The following is a 23,190-nucleotide window of genomic DNA, read 5'->3' as shown; positions in this document are numbered from 1 at the left end:
ACCAACCCGGCAAAATCTTCCTACAATGGCGGCAGGAGCAAAGGAGCGACAATGACGATCAATGCTTATCAGGCAGCCCGGAGCCGGGCCGAGACGCCGCGCGCCGCGGAACTGCGGCTGATGCGCGAGATCACCGGTGAAATGCTGACCGCGCACGACGCCGGCCTGAAGGGCGCGCTGTTGATGCCGTCGCTGTACCGCAATCGCGAGATGTGGACGGCCTTCATCACCGATTGCGGCGCGCGCGGGAACAACCTGCCGGTCGATCTGCGCGCGAAGATCATCTCGCTGGGCCTGTGGGTCGATCGCTTCACCAGCGACGTCGTCGCCGGCCGGGAATCGATCATGGAGCTGGTCCAGGTCAATCGCACGATCATGGAAGGCCTCGGCCTCCAGGATCGCAGCGCGATGCCGCAGGCAACCGCCGCCGCCGCCTGATCTGCGCCGCAGCGCGAAACCGAAAAAAGCCCCGGGGTGCTTCCCCGGGGCTTTTTTCGTGCGCTGTGCACGGGCGGGAGTGGGGGGCGGTGGGGCGGGGCGGCGGACGCCGGCGGACCGGACTGCCTAGGGGCGTCGCGCGGCGGGGCGACGGGTTGGTGATCAGGCCCCGCGCCAAGCCTCTCGGGATGCGCCGTCGGCGGTGCTGTCCGGGTGCTTGCGGCGATGCCCTTCGGCCTGCCGGGCAGCCGGGCGGTGTGCCCGGCGGGAACGCGCCAGCGGCACGCACACGAAAACGGGCGCCGCGGCATGGCCGGGCGCCCGTCTCGTCGATGCTGCAGGCAGCGTCAGCGGATCAGAACGACGTCCAGTCGTCCCCGCCTGCCGATGCCGTCGCAACCGGCGCCGCCATCGGCTTGACCGGCGAGACATAGCCGCCGCCCGAAGCCTTCGCCTTGCTCTTGGCGCGCGGCGCGGCTGCGGGCCTGCTGCCGCCGGCTGGCGAACGGCCGCCGGCGATATTCCGGCCCGTGTTGAAGCGTTCGGCCTGATCGGCGAGCGAGGCCACTTCCGAGGTCAGGTTGCGGGCCGCTGCCGAGGTTTCCTCCACCATCGCCGCGTTCTGCTGGGTGGACTGGTCCATCGTGCCGATCGTTTCCGAGATCTCGGAAATGGCGGACGACTGGGCCTGGTTGTCGCTCGCGATGCGGCCGAGCAGCTGATGCACCTCGCCGACATCGCTGGAGATGTTGGACAGCGCGCCGTCCACCTTCTCGACCATGCCGACGGCGGTGACGATATCGGCCTGCGTCGCGGTGAGCTGGTCACGGGCGCGGCCGGCCTCTTCCTCGGCGCGCATCGCCAGCGCGGAGACGAGGTCGGCGACGACCGCGAACCCGCGGCCGGCTTCCCCGGCACGACCCGCCTCGACCGCCGCATTCATGGCGAGAACGCGGGTCTGGAAGGCGATCTTGTCCAGGCCTTCGATGACGCTGTCGATGCCCTTGGCGCTTTCCGAAACGCGGGTCATCGCCTGGACGGCCTCGTCGGTGGTGCTGCGACCCGACGAGACGACGCTGATCGTCTGGTCGGCGCGCTGCACCGTGCTGCTGGCAGCGGTGGCGGTCGCCTTCAGCCGCTGGTCCATCTGGGTGACCGCGGCCGCGGTCTGCTCCAGCGCGGCGGCGTTGGCTTCGGTGCGGCGGGCAAGATCCTCGCTGGCCTGGGCGATCTCGCTCGACCCGGTGCGGATGCGATGCGTCGAATCCATGACCGAGCCGATCAGCTCGCGCAGCGCGGCAAGCGCCTCGTTGAGGTTCGCCTTGAGCTCGCCATAGGCCGGCGGGAAGTCGGCGGTGATGTCGGCGGTAAGGTCGCCCTGGGCGACGCGGACCAGGCTCTCGCGAACGGTGTTCGTCACCATCTGCTGTTCGGTGGCGGCGCGCGCGTCGATCTGCGCGCGCTCGGCAGCGGCGAGGCGGAATTGCTCGACCGCACGCGCGATCTCGCCCAGTTCGTCGCCGCGGTTCAGGCTGGGAACGGTGGCCGTCCCCCCCTCGGCAAGCGTCTTGGTGACATGCGCCAGGCGCGCCATCGGCTGAGCGATGGTGCGGTTGATCGCGAGCCATACCACGCCGAGTGCCGCCAGCGACAGGAACGAGAGGCCGATCGTCAGCACCAGCGCGGTTCTCGACGAGGAATTGCCGCGCGCATTGGCTTCCTCGGAAGCCTTGCGCAGCGTGTCCAGAATCTTCTGTGCCTGATCCAGCGCGTCGTGCGAGCGTTCCTTGCCCTCGTTCTTGATCAGCTTCAGCCCGGCGTCCTTGTCCGCGACATCGGCCTCGAAGATCCGGCGGTTGATGTCGCCCAGCTGGGCCTTGATCGTGGTCATGCGGGCAACGTCTTCGGCCATCGACGGATCGGCGACCGCAGCGAAGGCGTTGATGTCCTTGTCCAGCTCTTCCGCGGCGGTGTTGAGGCGCTTCTGCAGCTTGGCCCGTTCCTCGTCCGACAGCGCATTGAAGTGGCTGTAGACGATGATGCGCATCTCTTTGATGTCGCTGATCACGTCGGTCATGTTGGACATGCCGGCGACGCTGACTTCGACGTGCTTGCGCGCGACGCTGGTCAGCTCGCGGTTCGACATCCAGCCGTTGATCGCCAGGCCGACCAGCAGCAAGCCGAGAAAACTGAAGGCCGCCAGCATCTTTTTGGTAAGGGGCCAATCATCGAGAAATGCGAACATGTATAGTTCCACCCGCAAGCCCCGATCTTCCGCCGGAGCATTTATCCGCGCCGCGGACGCGACGTGGAGTTCATTATAGGCGGGTTTCGGGCGGCCCGACCTTCGGCAATTACGAATGGACATTCCGCTACTTCAGGAAAAATCCTGGTACGATGTGCCATGCGGCAGGGTGCGTGCGGTTCCTTCCTATAAGGCCAACCATCAAGGGGCGGCAGGAGCATGCGCGTGGACGGCATTCGGCAGTATCGAAACTCGTTGCAAGGCCTTGGCCTTGCGGTGCTTCTCGTGTCCGGTGCGGCAAGCGCGCAGACCAGGCCCGCCGCGCCCGTGCCGGCCGGCCCCAAACTGAGTATCGAAGGCAGCGTCCGGGCGCGGATGGAAGGCATCGACGGCCAGTTCCGCCCCAAGGTGGACAACCGCATCGCCTTCGCATCGCTGCGCACCCTGGTCGCCGCGAAGCTGGATTGGGGCGACCTGAACCTGACCGGCGAGCTGCTCGACGCGCGCGGCTATGGCGAGGGCCATAACAGCTCGGTCAAGGCCAGCGACGTCAACACGATCGAGCCGCTCCAGGCGTTTGTCAGCTACAAATTCCACAACGTCCTGGGAAAGAAGGATGTTCTGGCGGCGACCGCCGGCCGATTCACGATGACCTTCGGCGCCCAGCGCCTCGTTGCGCGTGCCGATTTCGGCAACACCTTCCCTTCCTATCTGGGCGGGCGCGTCGAGTATCGCACCGGCAAGAAGGACGAGCTGGTCCTGTTTTGGACCCATCCGATCACGGCGCTCCCCGCGACGATGGACGGCATCTACGACAACAAGGTGGAACTCGACCATGTCGACACCGGCACCATCTTCTACGGCGCCGACGGCAACATCGCGGATGTCGGTCGCAAGCTGAGCGTCGGCGGCTATGTCTATCGCCTCGCCGAACAGGATCGCCCGGGCTACCAGACACGTAATCGCCGGTTGGTGACGTTCGGTCTGCGCCTCCGCCGGATGCCCGCCAAGGGCAAGGTCGACGTCGAGGCCGAAGCGGCGCTGCAGCGTGGCGAGGCGCGCGTGACCAATGCGGTGACCGACCGCACCGACCTCAGCGTGCATGCGGGCTTCGTCCATGTCGAGGGCGGCTACACCATCGCACGGGCCTGGGCGCCGCGCATCTCCGCCTTCTTCGATTATGCCAGCGGCGACGGCGCCAATGCCGGCTATGGCCGGTTCGACTCGCTCTATGGCGCGCGGCGCGCCGACTACGGCCCTGCATCGCTGTTCGGCCCGGTGGGCCTGGCGAACCTGGTCTCGCCGGGCGTGCGGCTGGAAGTGAAGCCCTCCAAGCGGCTGGACCTGATGGCTGCGGTGCGCGGGCTGTGGCTCGCCGATCGCACCGATACCTTCGCCTTCACCAGCGTGCGCGACAAGACCGGCGCTGCCGGGCGACACGCCGGCACCGAAATGGAGGTACGGGTGCGTCGCTCGCTGATCCCGGATCGCCTGCGGGTCGAAGTCGGCGCTGCCTATCTCGCCAAGGGGCGGTTCCTCACCCAGGCGCCCAACGCGCCCCACAGCGGTGATGCGCGCTATGGCTATGCCGACCTCGTCTTCAAGTTCTGATTGCTCGCAAGCGGACCAAAGCGATACCGGTGGTCATCGCCCGCGATCCGGAATATGATCGGACGCGAGCGTGCAACAAGGGTCGGTGCCGATGGTCCTCAATATGCTGGTGATCCTGATGGTGCGTGAGGCCGGCCTGCGCAGCATGCTCGCCGCGCGGCTGGCACTCTCCGGCATCGACGTGGTGAGCATGGAGCAGGTGGATGCCAGCCGTATCACCCGGCTGGGCGGCACCGCGCCGGTACTGGTCGCCGACGGGCCGGCGACGCAGGCGCATCCCGGCGGCCTTGCAGCGCTGGCGGCGGATCCGCTGTGGCATCGCCTGATCATCATGGACGGCGCAGGCGAGGTGACGGCGCCGCACCTGCACCATGTCAATGTCACCACCGAGGAACCGGCCACCGCCATCGCCGCATTGCTGCGCGGTGGCGGGGCGGCCCAGTAAGTCACCCCTTGGGGAAAAGCCCGGCGGCGAATGCGATGCGCAGTGCTTCCGAAAGGCTGCGGACCTCCAGCTTCTCCATCAGATTGGCGCGATAGATCTCCACCGTGCGCGGGCTGATGTCGAGCTCATAGGCGATGATCTTGTTCGATCGCCCTTCGATCAGGCCCTTCAGCACGTCCGTCTCGCGGGGCGAGAGCTTGGCGATCTTGCTCTCCGCGGTCGCCGTGCGGGCAGCGGCCTCGCCATCCTCTTCCAGCTTGGAGAAGGCCTGGTCGATCACCTTCAGCAGGAATTCGGCCTCATAGGGCTTTTCGATGAAATCGAGCGCGCCGGCCTTCATCGCCTGAACCGCCAGACCGACATTTCCCTGGCCGGTGAGAACGATGGGCACGAACTTCGGCGAGCGATCCAGCTTCAGCAGCACGTCGAGCCCGCTCGATCCCGGCATGTGGAAATCGAGCAGCACCACGCCCGGATCCAGTTCGCTCTCCTGTTCCAGGAAAGCATCGCCCGAGCGATAGCCCCGGACGATCAGGTCCGGTCGGACCGAAAGCAGGCTGTGCAGCGAAGCGCGGACGGCATCGTCGTCATCGACGATGTAGATCGTTCGGGTCATTATTCTTCACCTTCTTCGATACCGGGCAGCGTGAAGCGAAATGACGCACCGCCCCCCGGCGCATTTTCGGCACTCAACATCCCCCCATGGCCTTCGATAATGCGTTTGCTGATCGAAAGTCCAATTCCCATTCCGCCTGCACCTCCCTTTGTCGTGCTGAACCGCGAAAAAAGTGTTTCCAAGACATGCTCGGGGAGCCCGGGGCCGCTGTCCGTGACGGTGATGGCGATCATCTGATCGGGCAGCTTCTCCGATGTGATCGTGATCTGTCGATCATCAGGCTCGACGAGCTTCAGTGCATGAACGGCATTGCGCAACAGGTTCACAAGGACTTGCTGAACCTGGATGCGGTCGGCCAGGATGAAGCGCGCGGCAGGGTCGAGATGGAAGCTCACCCGCAGGTTGAAATGGCCGGTGCCCACCAGCACCAGCTCCACCGCATCGCGAACGGTGCGCTCGACCGATTCCACGCGCATCTCCACTTCGCCGCGCGCGACAAAGGCGCGCAGCCTGCGGATGATCTCGCCGGCGCGCTGGGTCTGCTCGGAGCCCATGCGGAGCAGATCGGTGACGCGGGGGCCGCCTTCGCCGCGCTCGATCAGCATGCGTGCCGCCGCGAGGAAATTGGCGGTGGCGCTCAACGGCTGGTTGAGTTCGTGCGCCAGATCGGCGGCCATTTCGCTCATCGCGCTCTGGCGCGAGACATGGGCGATCTCGTTGTTGAGCTCGCTCAGGCGCTGTTCGGTGGCGACTCGCTCGGTGAGGTCGCGCACGAAGACCGTGATCAGCAGATGCCCGTCGCTGCGCGCGGCGCCGGCGCGCATCTCGGCCGGGAAACGCCGCCCGTCGGCGGTCTGCGCAGTGCCCACCAGCACTTCGCCGACCAGGCCGTCGCCGGTCTGGACGAAGCGGTGCAGCACTTCCTGGTCGGTTTCCACTTCGTCGGCGGGGATCAGCATGGTGAAATGGCGGCCGACGACCTCGGAGGCGCGATAGCCCCAAAGCTCCTCCGCCGCCGCGCTGAACTGCAGGATCGCACCGTCGCCGGAGAGCACGATCATCGCGTCGGGCACGGTTTCCAGCACGGTGCGCAGCTGCGCCTCGCGCCGCCGCAGCGCCGCTTCGTGCTCGTCACGCTCGGTGATGTCGAGCGCCGCGCCGACTACGCGGATGAGGTTGCCGGCGGCATCGTAGAAGCAGCGCGCCGAGCCTTCGAGCGTGCGCTCGGCCCCCGGGCAGCCGGTCAGCCGGTAGCGGAACGAGAAGCGCTCGGCCCGCTGCGCGATCGTTGCGGCAACGGTGGCGCGAAGCTCCTCCAGATCGTCCGGATCGATCAGCTGCTTCCAGGATTCGAAGCTGGACAGCGCGCCCAGCGGCAGCCCCAGCCGCTGCTCGGTACCCGGCGACCAGTTGATGTGATCGCCGCTCATGTCCCAGTCGAAGATGCCGAGCTCGTGCGCGGCGGTGGCCTGTGCAAGCCGCTCCTCGCTCGCCCGCAGGGCGCGCAGGGCGGAGACGCGCTCGGAAATGTCGAGGATGCTGTGGACCACGATCGCGCCGCGCGTCGGCGTGGCGGAGCGCAGCAGCCGCTCGATCACGTGCAGCTGGCTGCCGTCCTTGCGCTGCTCGATCAGTTCCTGCGCCCCGTCCGCGTCGGGCACGGCGTAGCTGCTGTTCCAGTTGGGGCACTGGGCGCGCAGCAGCATGTACAGGTTTTCGCCAAGGGCCTCCGCCTCGGTCCAGCCATAGAGCAGCTGGCAGCCGAGCGACCAGTGAATGATCTGGCCGCGCGCATCGGTCATCACGACGGTGGCGCCGTCGAGTGCCAGGCTCAGCTCGGCGCGGGCGACCTGCTCGCGTCCCACCCGGTTGACCGCCCAATAGGCGATCAGGCCGACCGCGAGGATGTTGAACAGGCCGAGTATCAGATGCCCCACGATCGGCTCGCCCTGCGCACCGCGCTCCAAAAGCAGCTCGATCGTGGCGGGAAGGGTGGGCAGCAGGATCGCGCCGGCCACCACCGTCTTGATCGCGACGGGATCGGAGCGCTCGATCCGGCTCGATCGTTGCGAATCCACACGCCAATGCCCCAGCAGGATCGCTGCGGTGAGCGACAGCGCCATGATCGTGCCGGGTACCGAGGCCCGCAGGCTGAGGTTCACCGACGAGGGATCGTCGGACAGCATCATCCCCGTCGCGGATGCCAGCGCGAGTGCCAGCGGTGCGATCGCGACCAGCGGCGCGACTTCGCGCAGCAGCCGCCATTTGCTGTGCGAGGCAAAGGCGGCGATCGGCAGCATCAGCAAGAAGACGATGGCGTTGACACCCGGACGCCCGGCATGCTGCAGCGGCAGCGCGGCGACGCGATCGGCGAAGACCAGTCGGCCAATGTCGATCCACGGTTCCAGCAAGGGGTGGAGCGTGCCGACGACTCCGATCGCCATTGCCGCCAGGTAGAAGGGGAGCGCCAGGCGCGGCCGTCGGGCCTGATCGAACAATACGCCCAGCGCCACGAAGATATAGCCGATCGCACCCATCGGCCACATCGGATAGGAGCGGGGCAGGAAGCGGTGCAGGATCGGGATGCCGAGCGCCCAGCCTGCGAGCGTGGCGAGGCCGCACAACAACGCGATGGCGGCCAGAACAATGGCCGTGGTGACGTGCATGGACGGCGCAATTTGGTTCGCCGTGTGTCGATCTATTCTTCCAACGTGCAAACCACCTGCCCCTGCACAGGTCGAAGCCGAGGCTACGATTTGCTCAGCATCGGTTAAATTTGCGCGAAAAGCCATAGGGAGATGCACGGATTTCCGCGGATTTCGTCATCCACTTCGTGCAGGTCCTTGCCAAAGCTCATGTCTCCGGCAATCAACTGGGTGGGGACCATCACGAGAACATCAGGGAGTAACGCTTGATCCGAAGCTTCGCCATGGCGGCCGCCTGCGTCGCCCTAACCGCCTGCGGGGGAAGCGGCGGCAAGCCCGCCAGCGCCTCCACCACGCCTGCACAGAAGGGGCCGGGCCAGGGCAAGGGGTATAACCACGATCCCTATCCTTCCACCTATCGCGCCTATCCGGGCGTGCCGACGCTGCTGACCAACGTCACCATCCTCGACGGCGAAGGCGGCCGGATCGACAAGGGCGCGGTGCTGTTCCGCGACGGCAAGATCGTCGCCCTGGGCCAGACCCTGACGGCCGAGGCGGGCGTGACCGTGATCGACGGGCAGGGCAAGTACGTCACGCCCGGCGTGATCGACATCCACAGCCATCTCGGCGACTATCCCTCGCCGGGCGTCGACGCGCTGTCCGACGGCAACGAGGCAACCGGGCCGGTCACGGCCGACGTCTGGGCCGAGCACAGCGTCTGGCCGCAGGATCCGGGCTTCAGCCGCGCGCTGGCCAATGGCGGCGTGACGACGCTGCAGATCCTGCCGGGCTCGGCCAACCTGTTCGGTGGCCGATCGGTGGTGCTCAAGAACGTCTATGCCCGCACGATGCAGGGCATGAAGTTCCCCGGCGCACCCTATGGCCTGAAGATGGCATGCGGCGAGAACCCCAAGCGCGTCTATGGCAGCCGCGGCCGCGAGCCTTCCACCCGGATGGGCAACATCGCGGTCGATCGCCAGACCTGGGCGAAGGCGGCCGAATACAAGCGCCGCTGGGACAAATATGAGAAGGACGGCGGCGAGGCACCGGGCAGGGACATCGCGATGGACACGCTGCGCGGCGTGCTGGAAGGCGAGATCCGCGTGCAGAACCACTGCTACCGCGCCGACGAGATGGCCAATGTGATGGATATGGCCAAGGAGTTCGGCTACCACGTCTCGGCATTTCACCACGCGGTGGAAGCCTACAAGATCGCCGACCTGCTGAAGGCGAACAACACCTGCGCCGCCGTCTGGGCGGACTGGTACGGCTTCAAGATGGAATCCTACGACGCGGTGCCGGAGAACCTCGCCATCCTCGAGAAGGAAGGCGCCTGCGCGATGATCCATTCGGACGACGCCAACGGCATCCAGCGGCTCAACCAGGAAGTCGCCAAGGCGCGCGCCTCGGCGATCCGTGGCGGCTTCGACGTGTCCGAGGCGACGGCGTGGAAGTGGCTGGCGATCAATCCCGCCATCGCGCTGGGCATCGCCGACAGGACCGGCAGCCTGAAGGCCGGCAAGATGGCGGACGTGGTGCTGTGGAACGGCAATCCGTTCAGCGTCTATACCCGGCCGGAGATGGTGTGGGTCGACGGGGCGCTGCTCTACGACGCCAAGGATCCCAAGCGCCGTCCGGTTTCCGATTTCGAGCTCGGCCAGCCGGGCGAGGGGGATGTGAAGTGATGAAGACCCTTCTTCTTGCCGCAGCGGCCTGTGCCGCGCTCGCGGCGCCTGCGATGGCGCAGGATGTGGCGATCACCAACGCCAAGCTGGTGATCGGCGACGGATCGACCCCCGTTGAGGGCGGCACGGTGGTGGTGCGCGGCGGCAAGGTCGTCGCGGCGGGCCGCGGCGTGGCGGTGCCCGCCGGTATCCAGGTGGTCGATGCGGCCGGGCGCTATGTCACGCCGGGCATCTTCGCCGGCTTCACCCGGATGGGCATCGTCGAGGTCGACGGCGTCGGCGTGACCAACGACGCGGCGGCGGGCAGCTCGCCGTTCAACGCCGCGCTCGACGTGTCGCCGGCGGTCAACCCGCGCGCGACTCCGATCGCGATCAACCGGGCGGACGGCGTCACCCGCGCCGTCGTCGCGCCGGACGTCAGCAAGGGCTCGATCTTCGCCGGCCAGGGCGCGGTGATCGATACCCGCAGCGACCTGCACGCGGTGGCCCGTCCGCGCGCCTTCCAGTTCATGGAATATGGCGAGAGCGGCGGCCGCGTCGCCGGGGGCAGCCGCCCGGCGGCGATCGCGATGCTCCGCAATGCGATGCTGGAGGCGCGGGATTATGCCCGCAACCCGGCGAGCTTCGCCGATCGCGGCAAGGATGCGCTGCTCACCCGCGCCGATGCCGAGGCGCTGGCCGCGGTGGTGCAGGGCAAGGTGCCGCTGCTCGTCCATGTCGAGCGCGCGTCGGACATTCTGGTGCTGCTCCAGCTCAAGCGCGAGACGCCGGGGCTGAAGCTGGTGCTGGTCGGCGCGACCGAGGGCTGGACGGTGGCGAAGGACATCGCCGCGGCCGGGGTGCCGGTGCTCGCCAACGCGCTGAACGACCTGCCGGCGAGCTTCGAGCAGCTGGCCGCCACCCAATCGAACATCGGCCGGATGCAGGCGGCGGGCGTGCTCGTCGGCATCGGCACGATCAACGACGACGAGGCGCGCCAGGCGCGGCTGGAGAAGCAGTTCGCCGGCAATCTGGTGGCGCTGACCCGCGTCCCCGGCGCGACCGGGCTGGACTGGAACGCGGCGTTCGCGGCGATCAGCTCCAAGCCTGCCGAAGCGATGGGGATGGGCGATGCGTTCGGCTCGCTCAAGGCCGGGCGTGCCGGTGACGTGGTGGTGTGGGACGGCGATCCGCTGGAGATCGGCAGCATGCCGGCGAAGCTGTATGTCGACGGGATCGAGCAGCCGCTCACCACCCGCCAGACCCGGCTGCGCGACCGCTACTGGAAACCGGCGGAAGGCGCGCTGCCCAAGGCGTATCAACACTGATCCGAAGCGTTCCATCCGGAACCTTCACGATCGCGGGAATTTGGGCGGTCAGGTGGAACGGGTCCGGCGCGGGCATGCCCGTGTCGGCCCATCAGGAGTGACAAATGATGATCAAGCACATCCTTCTACCCATGGTTGCAGCGCTCGCGCTGGCGGGATGCCAGCAGGGCGGCGAGGCGACCGGCAACGCGGCGGCGGACAATGCCGCCGAGGCGAACGCGGTGGTCGACAATGGCGCGGTCGGCAACAATGTCGCGGCGGAGGTGATCGCGATGAACGACGCGCAGCGCAACGTCGTGTTCATCCGCGCGATCATGGATGCCGGCCTGAAGTGCGACCATGTCGAAAGCTCGCAGCGCCTGGACGACCAGGACGGCAACCCTATGTGGCGCGCCAATTGCACCGGCGGCGTGGCGCACATGGTCACCATCACGCCGGACGGCACCGCGAAGATCATCAGCCGCACCGATCGGTGATCGATGTCGCCCCGCGTGCCGGGGAAAAAGAAAAGGGGAGGTCCCGCCGGACCTCCCCTTTTCCATGTGCGGTGGCAGCGGGGCCTCAGAGGCCGACGACGCCGCCGTCATTCTTGGTGATGACCGCCACCGCCGAGCGCGGGCGTATGGTCGCCGCCACGGTGCCGCCGGCCTGGCTGTCCGGCCAGTGGCTGGACGGCGCGACGGGCGAGCCGTTCTCGCCGGGGTGCTGGATGCCGACGAACAGGGTGCGGCCGTCGGGGGTAGAGTCCACGCCGGTGATCTCGCATTCGACCGGGCCGACGAGGAAGCGGCGCAGATTGGTGCCCGGCGCCGCGCCGATGCGGGTCGCCTGGGTGGCCGTCGCACCGCCCGAACCCGTGTTGGTGATCGTCCGCGCACCGCCGTCACCCACCGTGCCCGGCTGGGCGGCGAGCATCATGCAGTTGGTGACATCCGTATAGGCGCCGTCGTCGGTCTGCAGCCACATCAGCGGCTTCACCTGGCCGCCGGCATGGGTGGTACGCGCGAAGGCCATGCCGTCGGGGCTGGAGAAGTCGTTGCCGTCGTCCAGCGACGAGAGGTTGATGTTGGTCTTGTCGAGATCCGCGCCCGCACCGAAGGCATAGATGTCCCAGGTGAAGCCGGTCGCCTCGGTATCGGCTTCCTTCATGCGGATGACGTGACCGTTGGGGTTGCCGTAATTGGCCGTCTGCGCCGTCCCGTTCGGATCATTATAGTGGCGCGGATTGGCGGCATCGGTGCCGGTGAGCGGGCGGCCGGCGGCGTTGTTGTTGGTGAGCGTGACGTAGATCTCGCCGGTCACCGGGTTCACCGCGGTCCATTCCGGGCGATCCATCGGCGTCGCACCGACGACGTCGGCCGCGAGGCGGGCGTTCACCAGAACGTCGGCCTGGTCGGCAAAGGCATAGGCGGCGTTGCTCGCATTGATGCCGTTCTGCCCGAACACCAGCGGCAGCCAGCTGCCGGTGCCGTCCGCATTGAACTTGGCGACGTAGAGCGTGCCGGCGTCGAGATACTTGTCGCCCATGGCCAGCCGATCGGTGGCGGTGGCGTCGGCCGCGACCCAGGCGGTCGCCGAGACGAACTTGTAGATATATTCGCGGCGCGAATCGTCGCCCATGTACCAGGCCGGCTTCTTGCCGACGACGAACGCGCCGGGCCAGCAGCCCTCATGCCCGAGACGGCCGAGCGCGGTGCGCTTGCGCGGCGTCGACGTCGGGGCATAGGGGTCGATCTCGACGATCCAGCCGAACTGGTTCGGCTCGTTGCGGAAGTCGTCGGTCGCGGCGCCGCTGCCGGCACGCGCGTCCCAGCGGCGGAACAGCGTGTTGGCGGAGTCCGCCGCAACGACCGTCGACCAGCCATAATTGCCGCTGCCGCTGGTCACCCCGTAGCGGGAAAGCGCGGCGAGTTCCTTGGGCGTCCGGTTCGCATTGTCGCCGCTGCGGCGGAAATAGCCGGCCCAGTTCTCTTCGCAGGTGATCGCGGTGCCCCAGGGGGTGGTGCCGTTGGCGCAGTTGTTGATCGTGCCGCGACCCGCCACGCCGGTCGGCGAATAGACCGTCCTGAGCAGGGGCGAGCCCCTGGCCGGGCCGCTGAACGCCATCGGCGTGGCGGGGGTGATCCGGCGGTTGTAGCTCGAATCCTGCTTCACGCTCCAGGCACGGCCCGTGCCTTCGCTTGCCTCGGTGATCGACACGCCGTGGCAATCGATTTCCTTCTGTGCCTCGCCTTCCGGGCGTACGCCGCCGGTGCTGGTTGCGCCATTGGTGTGCAGATACTGCTGGTTGATGTTCTCGTGGTTCTGCACGAGCAGCCCGCGCGTCGAGCTGGTCGCGTCGCGCGCGGTGCCGTCGGTGCTCAGGCCGTACCAGTAGAGCGCGTCGCCATGATCGCCGATGCGCTGGGCGAAGTTCGTGTCGGTGCCGTCGTTCTTGTAGGCGGGCACGTTCGCCGCGATCGGATCGCCGGTGCGGTTGATCACGCTGACGGTGTAGCCCGCCGGCACGGTGACCACGTCGAGCTTGTTCTTGGCAACGGCCGTGAAGCCCAGTGCCGCCGGGTTCACGGTGACGGTGCTGGTCGCCGTCGAGGTCTTGCCGCCCGAATCGGTCGCGGCGAACTGGAAGGTCAGCGTGGTCGCGGCCGCCACGGCAGGCGCCACGAAGCTCGCGCTGTTGGTGTTCGCACCGCTGAGCGTGACGGCGGGGCCGGCGGTCTGCGTCCAGGCGACGGCGCCGACGCTCTTGTTGTCGCTCGCGGTGCCGGCGAGCGTAACGGTGCGGCCCGAGCTGGTGGTGGCGGCAGCCCCGGCGGTGACGGTCGGCGCCGGATCGTCGATGTCGTTGTTGTCGCAGGCGGCGACCAGCGAGCCGCCCATCGTCGCGGCGAGGATCGCGCTCGAGCCGCGAAGCAGGGAGCGGCGCGAACAGCGCTGGTCGGCAAGCACATTGAGCGTCACGGCGGTGCTGCGGTTGGTGTCCACGTCGCCATCGGTATAGCCGAACGGCGCCTCGATCGGGTCGGTCATTGGGGTCCCCTCTGTTGCACGGGCATGCGGTCCCGGCTCGTGGCTGCCCATGGCCGCGGGGCGTGAAACCATCATGGATCTTTCGTGACGGATCGGCGGCCTGCACATGGCGGCGAGGTGACACTTGCCAAGCCGCCCCCAGGAGCTAAGCGCAGCGCGATGACGCCGGACGCCGCCGATCGCGATCCTACTTCGCCGCCGCCGAGCCTCGCCGGGCGGGCGCTCGGCTGGGCGCGGGCGCGGGCGCGGGCGCGGGCCAGGCGTTCTCCGGCGCCTGGGAGAGCGGCGACAGCAGCCGGCAGACCGCGCCCCTGGATATTGCCGGCGATCGCCTTGCTGATCGCCGCGGGGCCGCTCGTCACCCTGGTGGGCGCGACGCTGCTGGCGAAGCATGCGCAGCGTGATGCAGCGGCTGCCGAAGCCACGCTGGCACCCCGCCGTGCCGCCGAGCAGGCACGCGCCGCCGCGCGAACGATGCTCGCCTCCGCCATCGTGCAGCCGGGACCGGCGGCGCTGCTGGACACCGTCGCCGCCGCCATGCCCGCCGATGCGGCGCTGGTGCGGGCCGAGCGGCAGGCGGACGGCACGCTGGAGCTGGAGGTCGCGGTCAGCGATCCGGATGCGCTCCGCACCGCGCTGCGACGGGTGCCGATGCTGGCCGGCCTTCGCGACGTGCGCCAGCAGGAAGGCGAAGGGCGAACCCATGTGTTGCTGCGGCAAGCCGCGCCATGAACAGACGTCCCATCCTGTCAGGGCTGCTCGCCGGGCTGCTGCTCGCCGCGCTGCTCGCGCCCTGGACCGGCGCAGCCCTGGGCGCGCTCGCCAAGGCCCGAGCCACACGGACGGCGCTCATGGCATCGGCCGCGACGCCTGCCGCAGACGTGCCCGTCCTTCGGCCGGAGCTGGCCTTTGCCCGCGGCACCGCCGCCGCTGCCGTCCGCACGCGGGTCGAGCGGCTGGCCCGCGGCGGCGGCGTGCTGGTGGAGACGGTCCGTACCGCCGCGGCGCCGGCACCGCTGGTAATGGTGGAGCTGCGCCTGTCCGGTCCTGAAAAGGCCGTGCTCGCGCTCGCCGACGCGCTGGAACGCGAGCGACCGCTGGTGCGGTTCCGCACCTGGCGGATCGTGCCCGCCGAAGGCGGCGGGGTCCGCCTGAGCGGCACGCTGGTCGGGGCGGCGCGATGATCCCGCGCGCGCAGATCGCAGCGCTCACCGCGGCGGCGCTGGCGGCGGTGGCCTTCCCGGTCCTGCTGCTGCGCCCCGGCACGGCCCCGCAGCCGCGGGCGTCGCGCGTGCTGCCGCCGCTCGTCGCGCCGGCCGAGCCGCCGCTCACCCATGTGTTCGATCGGCCGCTGTTCACCGCGCCCGCCGTCGAAGCCGAGGCGCTGCCTGCCGATGCGCCGCAACTCACCGGGATCGTCGGTCGGCTGGGCAGCGATGCGGTGGCGCTGGTCCGCACCGCGCAGGGAAGCGGCCGCAGCCTCGCGATCGGCGACAGCGTCGACGGCTGGCGGCTCGAATCCTTGTCGATCGATGCGGCGCTGTTCAGCCGGGGCGGCCAGCGGGCGCGGGTGCCGCTGCCCGCCGCCGATCCCGAGCCGGCGGCTCAGTAGATCCCGTCGATCTCCACCGTCAGCCGGGCCGGCGGGGGCGCGAGCAACAGGCTGTTGCGCTTGGCGTTGTCCGCCTCGTCGGCACGCAGCCGGGCGTAGCGATCCTTCGTCGCCGCGCTGGCATCGGCGCCGTCGCGCAGGATCGTCGGCTTGAGGAAGATGAACAGCGTGCGCTTCTGGCGCTGCTCCTTGCGGCCCTTGAACAGCTCCCCGATCAGCGGGATGTTGCCCAGCACCGGCACCTGCTGGCGCACGTCCTGATAATCGTCGCTGGTCAGGCCGCCGAGCACGATCGTCGAGCCGTTGTCGGCGAGCACCGTGGTGTTGATCGCGCGCTTGTTGGTGATCAGGTCGGTCGCGCGCGAGACGGTGGTGGTGGCGATCGACGAGGCTTCCTGATTCACCTGCAGGCGGATCGTGTCGCCGGCGTTGATCCGCGGCAGCACCCGCAGGGTGATGCCCACGTCCTTGCGCTCGATCGTGTTGTACGGCGTGGCCGAGCTCGAATTGGTGAGGATCGAGCCGGTGACGAACGGCACGTTCTGGCCGGCGATGAACTCGCCCGCGACATTGTCGAGCACGGTGATCTGCGGCGTCGACAACAGGTTGGCGCGGCTGGAGGTGCCGAGCGCCTGGAGCAGGACCGAGAAATTGTCGCCGATCTTGAAGTTGCCGGTCAGGCCGCTCGCGCCGGTGCCGAGCAGCGAACCCGCGGGCACGCCCAGGGCGGTGAGGATCGCGCCGAGCGAGGCACCGCCGGAGTCGAACGAGGTGCCCGCGCCGGTCACCCGGTCGAGCACCGCGCCGCTGGTGCCGATCTGCACTGCCAGCTGCTCGGCGTCGTCGCCGGTGATCTCGGCGATCGCGGCTTCGATCAGCACCTGCGGGCGGCGCACGTCGAGATCGCGGACCAAGGGCTCGATCGATGCGATCGCGCTCGGTGCGCCGCGCACGACGATGGCGTTGAGCTCGGGCGCCGGCTGCACGGTCAGGTCGGGGGTCGCAAAGCCCTTGGGCGTCTGCGGCTTGGTCGACTGCATCATCGGCGTGGTGGTGCCGGTCGCCGCCTGCACGCCGGTGCCGGTGGGGGCCGATGACCCCGGGGTGCCGTTGGACATGCCGGCCGCCGCACCCGACAGCGCGCTCTGGCTGGCGAGCCGGGCAAAGGGGTTGGTGGCGTTGTTCGACAGGCTGTTGGCGACGGGGTTGTCGGTGCTGTCGCCCAGCCCGAGCACGCCGCGCAGCACGTCGGTCACCGTCTCGGCATCGGCATAGTTGAGCCGGAACATGCGAGTGATCGGGGTCGAGCCGCCCGGCAGGTCGAGCGAGGCGACGATGCGGCGGCCCTCGGCCACCGACGCGGGGGTGCCGCGCAGGATCACGGTGTTGCTGCGCTCGTCGGCGGCGACGCGGGTGCCGGCGCCCTGGTCGCCGCCGAGCACGTTCTGCACCGCCTGCGCCACCGCGGGCGCGCTGCCGTTCTTGAGCGCGATCGCGGCGAAGGTCGCGCCGCCGCCGCCGTCGAGCTGGCGGATGATCGATTCGATCCGGCGGACATTGTCGGCATAGTCGGTGATGACGACGGCATTGGGTGCGGTGAGCGGCTCGACGCTGCCGAAGCTCGCCACCAGCGGCCGGGCGATGCGGGCGGCATCGGCCGAGGGCACGTTCGACAGGCGGACCATCCGCGTCATCAGTTCCTGCCCGGCAATGCCGCGCGCCGGCAGCCCGCCGTCGCGCACCGCATTGGCCGCGGGCACGATCCGCCACGCCCGGCCCGAGCGGACCGCCGCATAGCCATTGGCGCGCAGCACCGACTGGAACAGGTCCCACACGCCGTTCGGCGTCAGCGGGCTGGAGGAGGTGACGGTCACCACGCCCTTTACCGCGGGATCGAGGATCAGCGTGCGGCCGGTGATCCGCGAGATCTGGTCGGCGACGTCGGCGATCTCCACCCCGCGCATGTTGATCACCACATCGGCGGCGTCCTGCGGCGCGGCGGCGGTCTGCGCGGCGACCAGCACCGGATCCAGGAGCATCGGCGCTAGCGCGAGGCAGGCGAGGGCGGGACGAATCTTCACGCGGTTTTCTCTCTTCTAGCGCAGCGGGACGGTCAGCGTGATCCGCCGCCCGTCGCGCAATATCTGGACCTGGGCCGAGCCGCTGGCCTGTGCGGCGGCGAAAGCGGCATTGGCCGCCTGGGTATCGGTAAGCGAGGTGCCGTTGACCGAGGTGACGACGTCGCCCGCCTGCATGCCCGGCGGACCGTTGCTGCCGATCCGGAAGCCCTCCGCCGTCTGCGTCGCGCCCAGCTTCTGCAGCACGGCGGCGCTGTTGCCGGGGACTGCTGCGAGCGCCGGGGGCGCGGAAGGCGCGCCGGCAGCGGGGGGCTGGCCCGGGGGTGGGGCGGCCGCGGCGGCCTGGCGCTGCTCGGGCGAAAGGCTGGGGTCGGGGAAGGCGAGGAACTCACGGCGACCGCCATTGTCGAACAGCACGCGGTCGCGCTGGATGGCAGCGATGGTGGCACCGTTTACGGCCTGGCCGACACGGAAGGCGGTGGGGGGCGCACCGCTGACCGCAATGAAGGCGGTGGAGAGCTCGGCGGGGACCGCAGCGACGATGCCCTTCAGCTCCAGGGGCAGTGTGCTCGGTTGCGGGGCGTCGGCGACCATCGAAGTGCCGAACGGCGCCAGCGCGATGGCCGGGGCCATGTCGGGTGCGACGGCAGGGCCCGAACGGCCGGAGGGCACGGTGATCGCCCCGGTGCCGGCATGGCCCGCGATCCGCCAGGTGAGTCCGGCCAAGGCGACGGCGACCGACACGACCATCGCGCCGGTCAGCAGGTCAAGCGCGGTGCGGGTCTGGCGCGGGGTGAGGGCGAGGCGGGTCATCCCTTCCGTCCGTCCACGAAGCCGTCGAGCGATGCAAGCGGCGTCTTCTCGGCGGCCGGATACACGTTGATGCGGATGCGGTTGATTTCCGGGTCATCGGTGCTGCGCCGGTCGATCGCGATGCGCCAGCGTTCGCCGAGCATCTCCACCTGCGCCTCGCCGGGAATGCCGGCTTCCATTTCGGCGAGCCGGTTCTCCGCGACCCACATCGCCGCGGCGCGGCGCTCCACGCCGCGGGTGGAATCGATATGCGTCTGCACGGTGCGCATCAGCCCGACCGTGGCGATGGCCAGCACCGCCAGCGCCACCAGCGCCTCGATCAGCGAGAAACCGTCCTCGTCGCTCATTGCTGCGTCGGGGCGGGCGCCGCGCTGGCGGTCATGCCGTCGTACCGCACGACCCAGCGCTGGCTGCCATTGTCCACGGTCGCCGCGATCGGCTTGCCCGATCCGTCCACGCCCAGCACCACGGGCGGGCGCACGTCGAGCGTCAGGGTGATTCCACCGGGGAGCGTGTGCGGGGCGAGCGCGCCATCCGTCTGCGCCGACATCCGGCCGTTCGCGCCGATCCTCGCGAAGCCATAGCCGTGGGGCTCGGCGGTGAAGGCGACCAGGCGATCGCCGAGCATGGCGTCATCGGCCGCCGCCTGCAGCCGCGAGGCGAGGCGGCGCGCCTCGCTTTCGACGCTCGGCTTGCGGGTGGCGGCGCCGATCCCCAGCGTCACCGCGCTCGCGGCGATGCCGATGATGACCAGCACGATCAGCATCTCGATCAGCGTCATGCCCGCCTGGCTGCCAGGCCCGTCATCCCGGCGAAAGCCGGGATCCATTCGCCCCTCCGCCGGGGCAGGCGCGACGACGGTCAGGCCAATGGATCCCGGCTTTCGCCGGGATGACGAAGTATAGGAGAGGTCGATGCTTCCCCCCCTTCCGGACATCAGCCCTTGCCTTCGATGTCGGCGTCGACGCCTTCGCCGCCGGGCTTGCCGTCCTTGCCGAACGAGCGGATCGTGAAGCCGCCGCCTTCGGACTTGTATTCGTACGGCTTGCCCCATGCGTCGAGCGGGGCTGCGGAGAGATAGCCGCCCTGCGCCCAGTTCGCCGGCACCGGCGGGATGGTGGGCTTCTCCACCAGCGCCTTCAGGCCCTGATCGGTGGTGGGATAGTCGCCATTGTCGAGGCGGTACATCTTCAGCGCGCTCTCGATGTTGGTGATGTCACCCTTCGCCCGCGTTGCCCGCGCCTCGTCGGGGCGGTTGATCACATTGGCGGTGATGAGGCCCGCGACCACGGCGATGATCACGAGGACGATGAGCATCTCGATCAGCGTCAGCCCGGCTTCATGCTCGCCGATCCGGCGGAGCTTGCGCGGGGCGCGCTGCGATGCGATGTCACAAAATGGTTTCAAACTTATGCGCATCCCTGCCTCATGCGTCCCACCCATGAAGCTTCTGTGACACGCGGCGCCCGAACGCCGGATCTGCCGCCGCCGCACGCCGGGGGGGTGTGGACGCTGGCGGGCGACCGCCTGATCATAGTCTCCGCAGAGGGGCCCGCAACCGTCCTCGTGCCGACCGAGCGGGTGCGGCTGCTCGCCGTCGACCTGCCGTTGCCGAATCGCGCCCGGCGGCTGGCGGCGCTGCCCTTCGCCATCGAGGACCAGGTGGCGGAGCCGGTCGAGTCGCTCCACCTCGCCCTGGGGGCGCGTGTCGATCCGGCCGCATCGCCGAATCGCTATCTGGTGGGCGTGGTTCGCGCCGAGATCATGGCGCAATGGGCCGCGCTGGCCGAAGCGCAGGGGCTGGCCGGCGCCTCGATGGTGCCGGACGTGCTGCTGTTGCCGCGCCCCGCAGAGGGATGGGCCGTCGAGCTCCGCGACGGCCGCGCGCTGGTGCTCGCCGCGGACGGAACCGGCTTTGCCGTGCCGGCCGCACTGCTCGGTTCGACGTGGGAAGCCGCCGGCCGGCCGCGCATCCATGCGCTTGGCGAGCCGCTCGACAGCACGCTGCCGGTCGGCATTTCGACGCCCGATCTTCGCGACATCAATGCCAAGATCGACATCGCGACGGCGGAACTCGATCTACGCCAGGGCGCGTTCGCCGCGCGTCGGGAGCGCCTTTCGAACGGCTGGCGGCGGCTCGGCTGGATCCTCGCCATCGGCGGGGCGGCGCATGTGCTGATCGCCGGCGGCGATGCACTAATGCTACGCAGTATCGCTGATCGGCGCGCGGCGGAGACGCGCGCGTTGGTCGCGGTCTCGGCACCGGGCACGGATCTCACCGGCGATCTGAAGGGCATCGTCACGGATCTGCTGCCGACCGGCGCGACGCAGGCGCCCGACCGCTTCGTGCCGCTGCTGGCGCGGGTATCGGCTGCGCTCAACCCGCTCGCCGGCAGCATCGCGGTGCGCGCGGTGCGCTATGACGGCAGCGTGCTGACGCTCGACTGCGAGCCTGGCGCCCCCGATCTTGCCGCGCGGATCGCCGAAGCGCTCAAGGCTGGCCGCATTCAGGGGCAGGCGACGGCCTCGCCAGACGGCTCCGTTCGCATTACGGCACGTGCGGCATGAGTGATTTCCTCCGCACCCAGCTGCCGACGCTCGACGCCGGCCTCTCGCGCACCGGCAACTGGTGGCAGGCGCGCAGCCCGCGCGAGCGGACGATGCTGGCAGTGCTCGGCGCGCTGATCGCGGTGGTGGTCCTGGTCTACGGCGTGGTGAAGCCGATCCAGGGCGCGCGCGCGGCCGCGCTGGCGGATATCCGTACCTATGAGACGCTCAACGCCCGCATCCGCGCGGCGGGATCGCTCAGCGCGGTGAAGCCCCAGCGGCGCACCGGTGCCCCGGAGACGATCGCGACCCAGTCCGCGGGTGCCTTCGGCGTTGCCCTGACCACGGCGCCTATTCCCGGCGGCGTGCGCGCCAGCGTGGCGGACGCGAGCTACGACTCGCTGGTGCACTGGCTGGCGGACGTGACAACGACCAGTGACTTGCGGATCCAGCGCGTCACCCTGCAGCGACTTGCTGCGCCCGGGCATGTATCGGCTATGGTGGAGCTCGGCCAATGATCCTCGATGCGCCGACCTTGCCCTACAGTTTCGCGCGGCGCCACGGGGTGCTGCTGCGCGAAACGCCGGAGGGGATCGAGTGCGTCCACCGCGCCGATGCACCGCTGGAGGGGTTGCTCGAAGTGCAGCGGCTCGCCCCCGGCGCGCGCTTCGTGCGGCTGGAAGGCGCCGCCTTCGATACCGCGCTGGGCGAGGCCTATGGCGGCGCGGGGGGCGCCGCTGCCGATATCGACCTGGGCGACATGGACCTGGCGGCGCTGGCCGACAGCGCGGCGAGCATCGACGACCTGCTCGACACCCGCGACGACGCACCCGTTATCCGCCTGATCAACGCGCTGCTGATGGAGGCGGTGAAGGAAGGCGCGTCGGACGTGCATGTCGAGACGCAGGAGAAGCGCCTCGTCGTCCGCTTCCGCGTCGACGGCGTGCTGCGCGACATGATCGAGCCGCCGCGCGCGCTGGCGCCGCTGCTGGTCAGCCGCATCAAGGTGATGGCCAAGCTCGACATCGCCGAGCGGCGCGTGCCGCAGGACGGCCGCGTGACGCTGCGCATCGGCGGGCACGATGTCGACGCGCGCGTCTCGACCATCCCGACCCAGCATGGCGAGCGGGTGGTGCTGCGCCTGCTCGAAAAGGGCTCGCTGAAGCTCGATCTTTCCGGCCTGGGCATGAGCGAACGCGACCAGGCGGTGTTCGGCCGGCTGCTCGAGCGGCCGCACGGCATCCTGCTCGTCACCGGGCCGACCGGTTCGGGCAAGACGACCACGCTCTACACCGCGCTGACCCGGCTCAACGACCGCAAGCGCAACGTGATGACGGTCGAGGACCCGATCGAATATGAGCTGCCGGGCGTGGCGCAGACCCAGGTCAACCCGCGCACCGACATGACCTTCGCCCGCGGCCTGCGCGCGATCCTGCGCCAGGACCCGGACGTGATCATGGTCGGCGAGATTCGCGACCAGGAAACCGCCCAGGTGGCGGTGCGATCGGCGATGACCGGGCATTTCGTGCTCTCGACGCTGCACACCAACACCGCCGTCGGTTCGGTGACGCGGCTGATCGACATGGGGGTGGAGCGCTATCTGCTCGCGCCGATGGTGGTCGGGCTGTGCGCGCAGCGGCTGGTGCGGCGGCTGTGCCCGCATTGCCGGCGCGAGGACGTGGCGAGCGAGGCGGATTCGCTGCTGCTCGGCGGCGCGCTGCCGGTGGGGGCGCCGGTGTGGCGCGCGGTCGGCTGCGACCAGTGCCATGACGAGGGCTATCGCGGCCGGGCCGGACTGTACGAAGTCGTCGCGATCGACGACGCCTTCCAGAAGATGATCCATGACGGCGCGAGCGAGGCGGAGATCGAGCGTTACGCGCGCCGCGACAATCCGGGCCTGCTCGACGACGGCGTGGCGAAGCTCCAGGCCGGCGTGACCACGGTCGAGGAAGTCGCCCGGGTCGTGAGGGAAGAGGCGTGAACGGGCCCAAGATCCTCCCCGGAACGGGGAGGGGGACCATGCGCAGCATGGTGGAGGGGCCGCGCCGTCAGGCGCGGGGCTCGTCTTCCGCGCCTGATCCCGCCGCGTGCCGCGGCGGCCCCTCCACCATTCGCTGG

Annotated in this window: 21 protein-coding genes; 12 read left to right on the top strand and 9 right to left on the bottom strand. The window is 69.3% G+C overall.

From position 1 onward, the window contains the following. Positions 1-51 precede the first annotated feature (51 nt). The gene (locus tag SPI01S_RS08185; protein WP_066720960.1) at positions 52-438 is read left to right on the top strand and encodes a flagellar biosynthesis regulator FlaF; all 387 of its coding nucleotides are present in this window, start codon (positions 52-54) and stop codon (positions 436-438) included. Positions 439-793: 355 nt separating this feature from the next. Here the strand turns inward: SPI01S_RS08185 and SPI01S_RS08180 are convergent, their stop codons facing one another. After that, positions 794-2,683, bottom strand: coding sequence for a methyl-accepting chemotaxis protein (locus tag SPI01S_RS08180; RefSeq protein WP_066720957.1), 1,890 nt, complete (start codon positions 2,681-2,683; stop codon positions 794-796). Positions 2,684-2,959: 276 nt separating this feature from the next. On the opposite strand from SPI01S_RS08180, the gene SPI01S_RS08175 reads away from it, so the two are divergent. Both SPI01S_RS08175 and SPI01S_RS08170 read left to right on the top strand, forming a co-directional pair. Beyond that, on the top strand, positions 2,960-4,294 hold the full coding sequence (locus SPI01S_RS08175; protein ID WP_169804482.1) for an alginate export family protein: 1,335 nt from the start codon (positions 2,960-2,962) through the stop codon (positions 4,292-4,294). A 91-nt stretch (positions 4,295-4,385) separates the two neighbouring features. Further along, positions 4,386-4,739 carry a hypothetical protein gene (locus tag SPI01S_RS08170; protein WP_084253330.1) on the top strand — a complete coding sequence of 118 codons (354 nt, stop codon included), beginning with the start codon at positions 4,386-4,388 and terminating at the stop codon, positions 4,737-4,739. A gap of 1 nt (position 4,740) precedes the next feature. Here SPI01S_RS08170 and SPI01S_RS08165 read toward each other — a convergent pair whose 3' ends face one another. Together SPI01S_RS08165 and SPI01S_RS08160 are read right to left on the bottom strand one after the other, a co-directional pair. Further along, on the bottom strand, positions 4,741-5,355 hold the full coding sequence (locus SPI01S_RS08165; protein ID WP_084253329.1) for a response regulator transcription factor: 615 nt from the start codon (positions 5,353-5,355) through the stop codon (positions 4,741-4,743). Beyond that, positions 5,355-8,021: a PAS domain S-box protein gene (locus tag SPI01S_RS08160; RefSeq protein WP_066720948.1), complete on the bottom strand. Its 2,667-nt coding sequence runs from the start codon at positions 8,019-8,021 to the stop codon at positions 5,355-5,357. Before SPI01S_RS08160 ends, SPI01S_RS08165 begins: the two co-directional genes overlap by 1 nt. A 263-nt stretch (positions 8,022-8,284) precedes the next feature. Here SPI01S_RS08160 and SPI01S_RS08155 point away from each other — a divergent pair, with 263 nt between their 5' ends. From SPI01S_RS08155 to SPI01S_RS08145, 3 genes are all read left to right on the top strand, one after another. Beyond that, positions 8,285-9,685, top strand: a complete 1,401-nt coding sequence (locus SPI01S_RS08155) for an amidohydrolase (protein ID WP_066720937.1) — start codon at positions 8,285-8,287, stop codon at positions 9,683-9,685. Next, a complete protein-coding gene (locus tag SPI01S_RS08150) occupies positions 9,685-10,992 on the top strand; it encodes an amidohydrolase family protein (RefSeq protein ID WP_066720933.1) in 1,308 nt (435 codons plus the stop codon). Before SPI01S_RS08155 ends, SPI01S_RS08150 begins: the two co-directional genes overlap by 1 nt. 104 nt (positions 10,993-11,096) lie before the next feature. After that, a complete protein-coding gene (locus SPI01S_RS08145; RefSeq protein WP_245653513.1) occupies positions 11,097-11,468 on the top strand; it encodes a hypothetical protein in 372 nt (123 codons plus the stop codon). An 85-nt stretch (positions 11,469-11,553) separates the two neighbouring features. On the opposite strand, the gene SPI01S_RS08140 is transcribed toward SPI01S_RS08145, so the two are convergent. Then, positions 11,554-14,022 (bottom strand): PhoX family protein, encoded by a 2,469-nt coding sequence (locus SPI01S_RS08140; protein ID WP_066720931.1) that lies wholly within the window; start codon positions 14,020-14,022, stop codon positions 11,554-11,556. A gap of 159 nt (positions 14,023-14,181) precedes the next feature. Here SPI01S_RS08140 and SPI01S_RS08135 point away from each other — a divergent pair, with 159 nt between their 5' ends. The 3 genes from SPI01S_RS08135 to SPI01S_RS08125 are packed head-to-tail and all read left to right on the top strand — an operon-like array spanning position 14,182 to position 15,634. After that, positions 14,182-14,754, top strand: a complete 573-nt coding sequence (locus SPI01S_RS08135; RefSeq protein WP_066720920.1) for a hypothetical protein — start codon at positions 14,182-14,184, stop codon at positions 14,752-14,754. After that, positions 14,751-15,206: a hypothetical protein gene (locus SPI01S_RS08130; protein WP_066720917.1), complete on the top strand. Its 456-nt coding sequence runs from the start codon at positions 14,751-14,753 to the stop codon at positions 15,204-15,206. The genes SPI01S_RS08135 and SPI01S_RS08130 overlap by 4 nt, the downstream gene beginning before the upstream one ends. Then, positions 15,203-15,634: a hypothetical protein gene (locus SPI01S_RS08125; RefSeq protein ID WP_066720914.1), complete on the top strand. Its 432-nt coding sequence runs from the start codon at positions 15,203-15,205 to the stop codon at positions 15,632-15,634. The genes SPI01S_RS08130 and SPI01S_RS08125 overlap by 4 nt, the downstream gene beginning before the upstream one ends. Here SPI01S_RS08125 and gspD read toward each other — a convergent pair. The 5 genes from gspD to gspG all read right to left on the bottom strand — a co-directional run bounded on the left by gspD (position 15,628) and on the right by gspG (position 19,932). Continuing rightward, positions 15,628-17,715: a type II secretion system secretin GspD gene (gspD, locus tag SPI01S_RS08120; RefSeq protein ID WP_245653512.1), complete on the bottom strand. Its 2,088-nt coding sequence runs from the start codon at positions 17,713-17,715 to the stop codon at positions 15,628-15,630. The genes SPI01S_RS08125 and gspD overlap by 7 nt on opposite strands. Before the next feature lie 15 nt (positions 17,716-17,730). Further along, positions 17,731-18,525 (bottom strand): type II secretion system protein N, encoded by a 795-nt coding sequence (locus SPI01S_RS08115; protein WP_066720909.1) that lies wholly within the window; start codon positions 18,523-18,525, stop codon positions 17,731-17,733. Next, positions 18,522-18,872, bottom strand: a complete 351-nt coding sequence (gspI, locus tag SPI01S_RS08110) for a type II secretion system minor pseudopilin GspI (protein WP_066720907.1) — start codon at positions 18,870-18,872, stop codon at positions 18,522-18,524. The genes SPI01S_RS08115 and gspI overlap by 4 nt, the downstream gene beginning before the upstream one ends. Continuing rightward, on the bottom strand, positions 18,869-19,354 hold the full coding sequence (locus SPI01S_RS08105) for a GspH/FimT family pseudopilin (RefSeq protein WP_066720906.1): 486 nt from the start codon (positions 19,352-19,354) through the stop codon (positions 18,869-18,871). The genes gspI and SPI01S_RS08105 overlap by 4 nt, the downstream gene beginning before the upstream one ends. A gap of 107 nt (positions 19,355-19,461) precedes the next feature. Continuing rightward, entirely contained in the window at positions 19,462-19,932 is a 471-nt protein-coding gene (gspG, locus tag SPI01S_RS08100; RefSeq protein WP_281179432.1) for a type II secretion system major pseudopilin GspG, read from the bottom strand. Between the two features lie 45 nt (positions 19,933-19,977). Here gspG and gspL point away from each other — a divergent pair, with 45 nt between their 5' ends. The 3 genes from gspL to gspE are packed head-to-tail and all read left to right on the top strand — an operon-like array spanning position 19,978 to position 23,053. Then, positions 19,978-21,093 carry a type II secretion system protein GspL gene (gspL, locus tag SPI01S_RS08095; RefSeq protein ID WP_066720903.1) on the top strand — a complete coding sequence of 372 codons (1,116 nt, stop codon included), beginning with the start codon at positions 19,978-19,980 and terminating at the stop codon, positions 21,091-21,093. Then, a complete protein-coding gene (locus tag SPI01S_RS08090) occupies positions 21,090-21,590 on the top strand; it encodes a type II secretion system protein M (RefSeq protein ID WP_066720901.1) in 501 nt (166 codons plus the stop codon). Before gspL ends, SPI01S_RS08090 begins: the two co-directional genes overlap by 4 nt. Further along, positions 21,587-23,053, top strand: coding sequence for a type II secretion system ATPase GspE (gspE, locus tag SPI01S_RS08085; protein ID WP_066720900.1), 1,467 nt, complete (start codon positions 21,587-21,589; stop codon positions 23,051-23,053). Before SPI01S_RS08090 ends, gspE begins: the two co-directional genes overlap by 4 nt. Positions 23,054-23,190: the final 137 nt, after the last annotated feature.

Origin of the sequence: Sphingomonas pituitosa NBRC 102491, from assembly GCF_001598435.1 — a bacterium.
GTDB classification, from domain to species: domain Bacteria; phylum Pseudomonadota; class Alphaproteobacteria; order Sphingomonadales; family Sphingomonadaceae; genus Sphingomonas; species Sphingomonas pituitosa.
The sequence above is the reverse complement of the archived record's forward strand: the minus strand, read 5'-3'. Positions and strand labels throughout refer to the sequence as shown.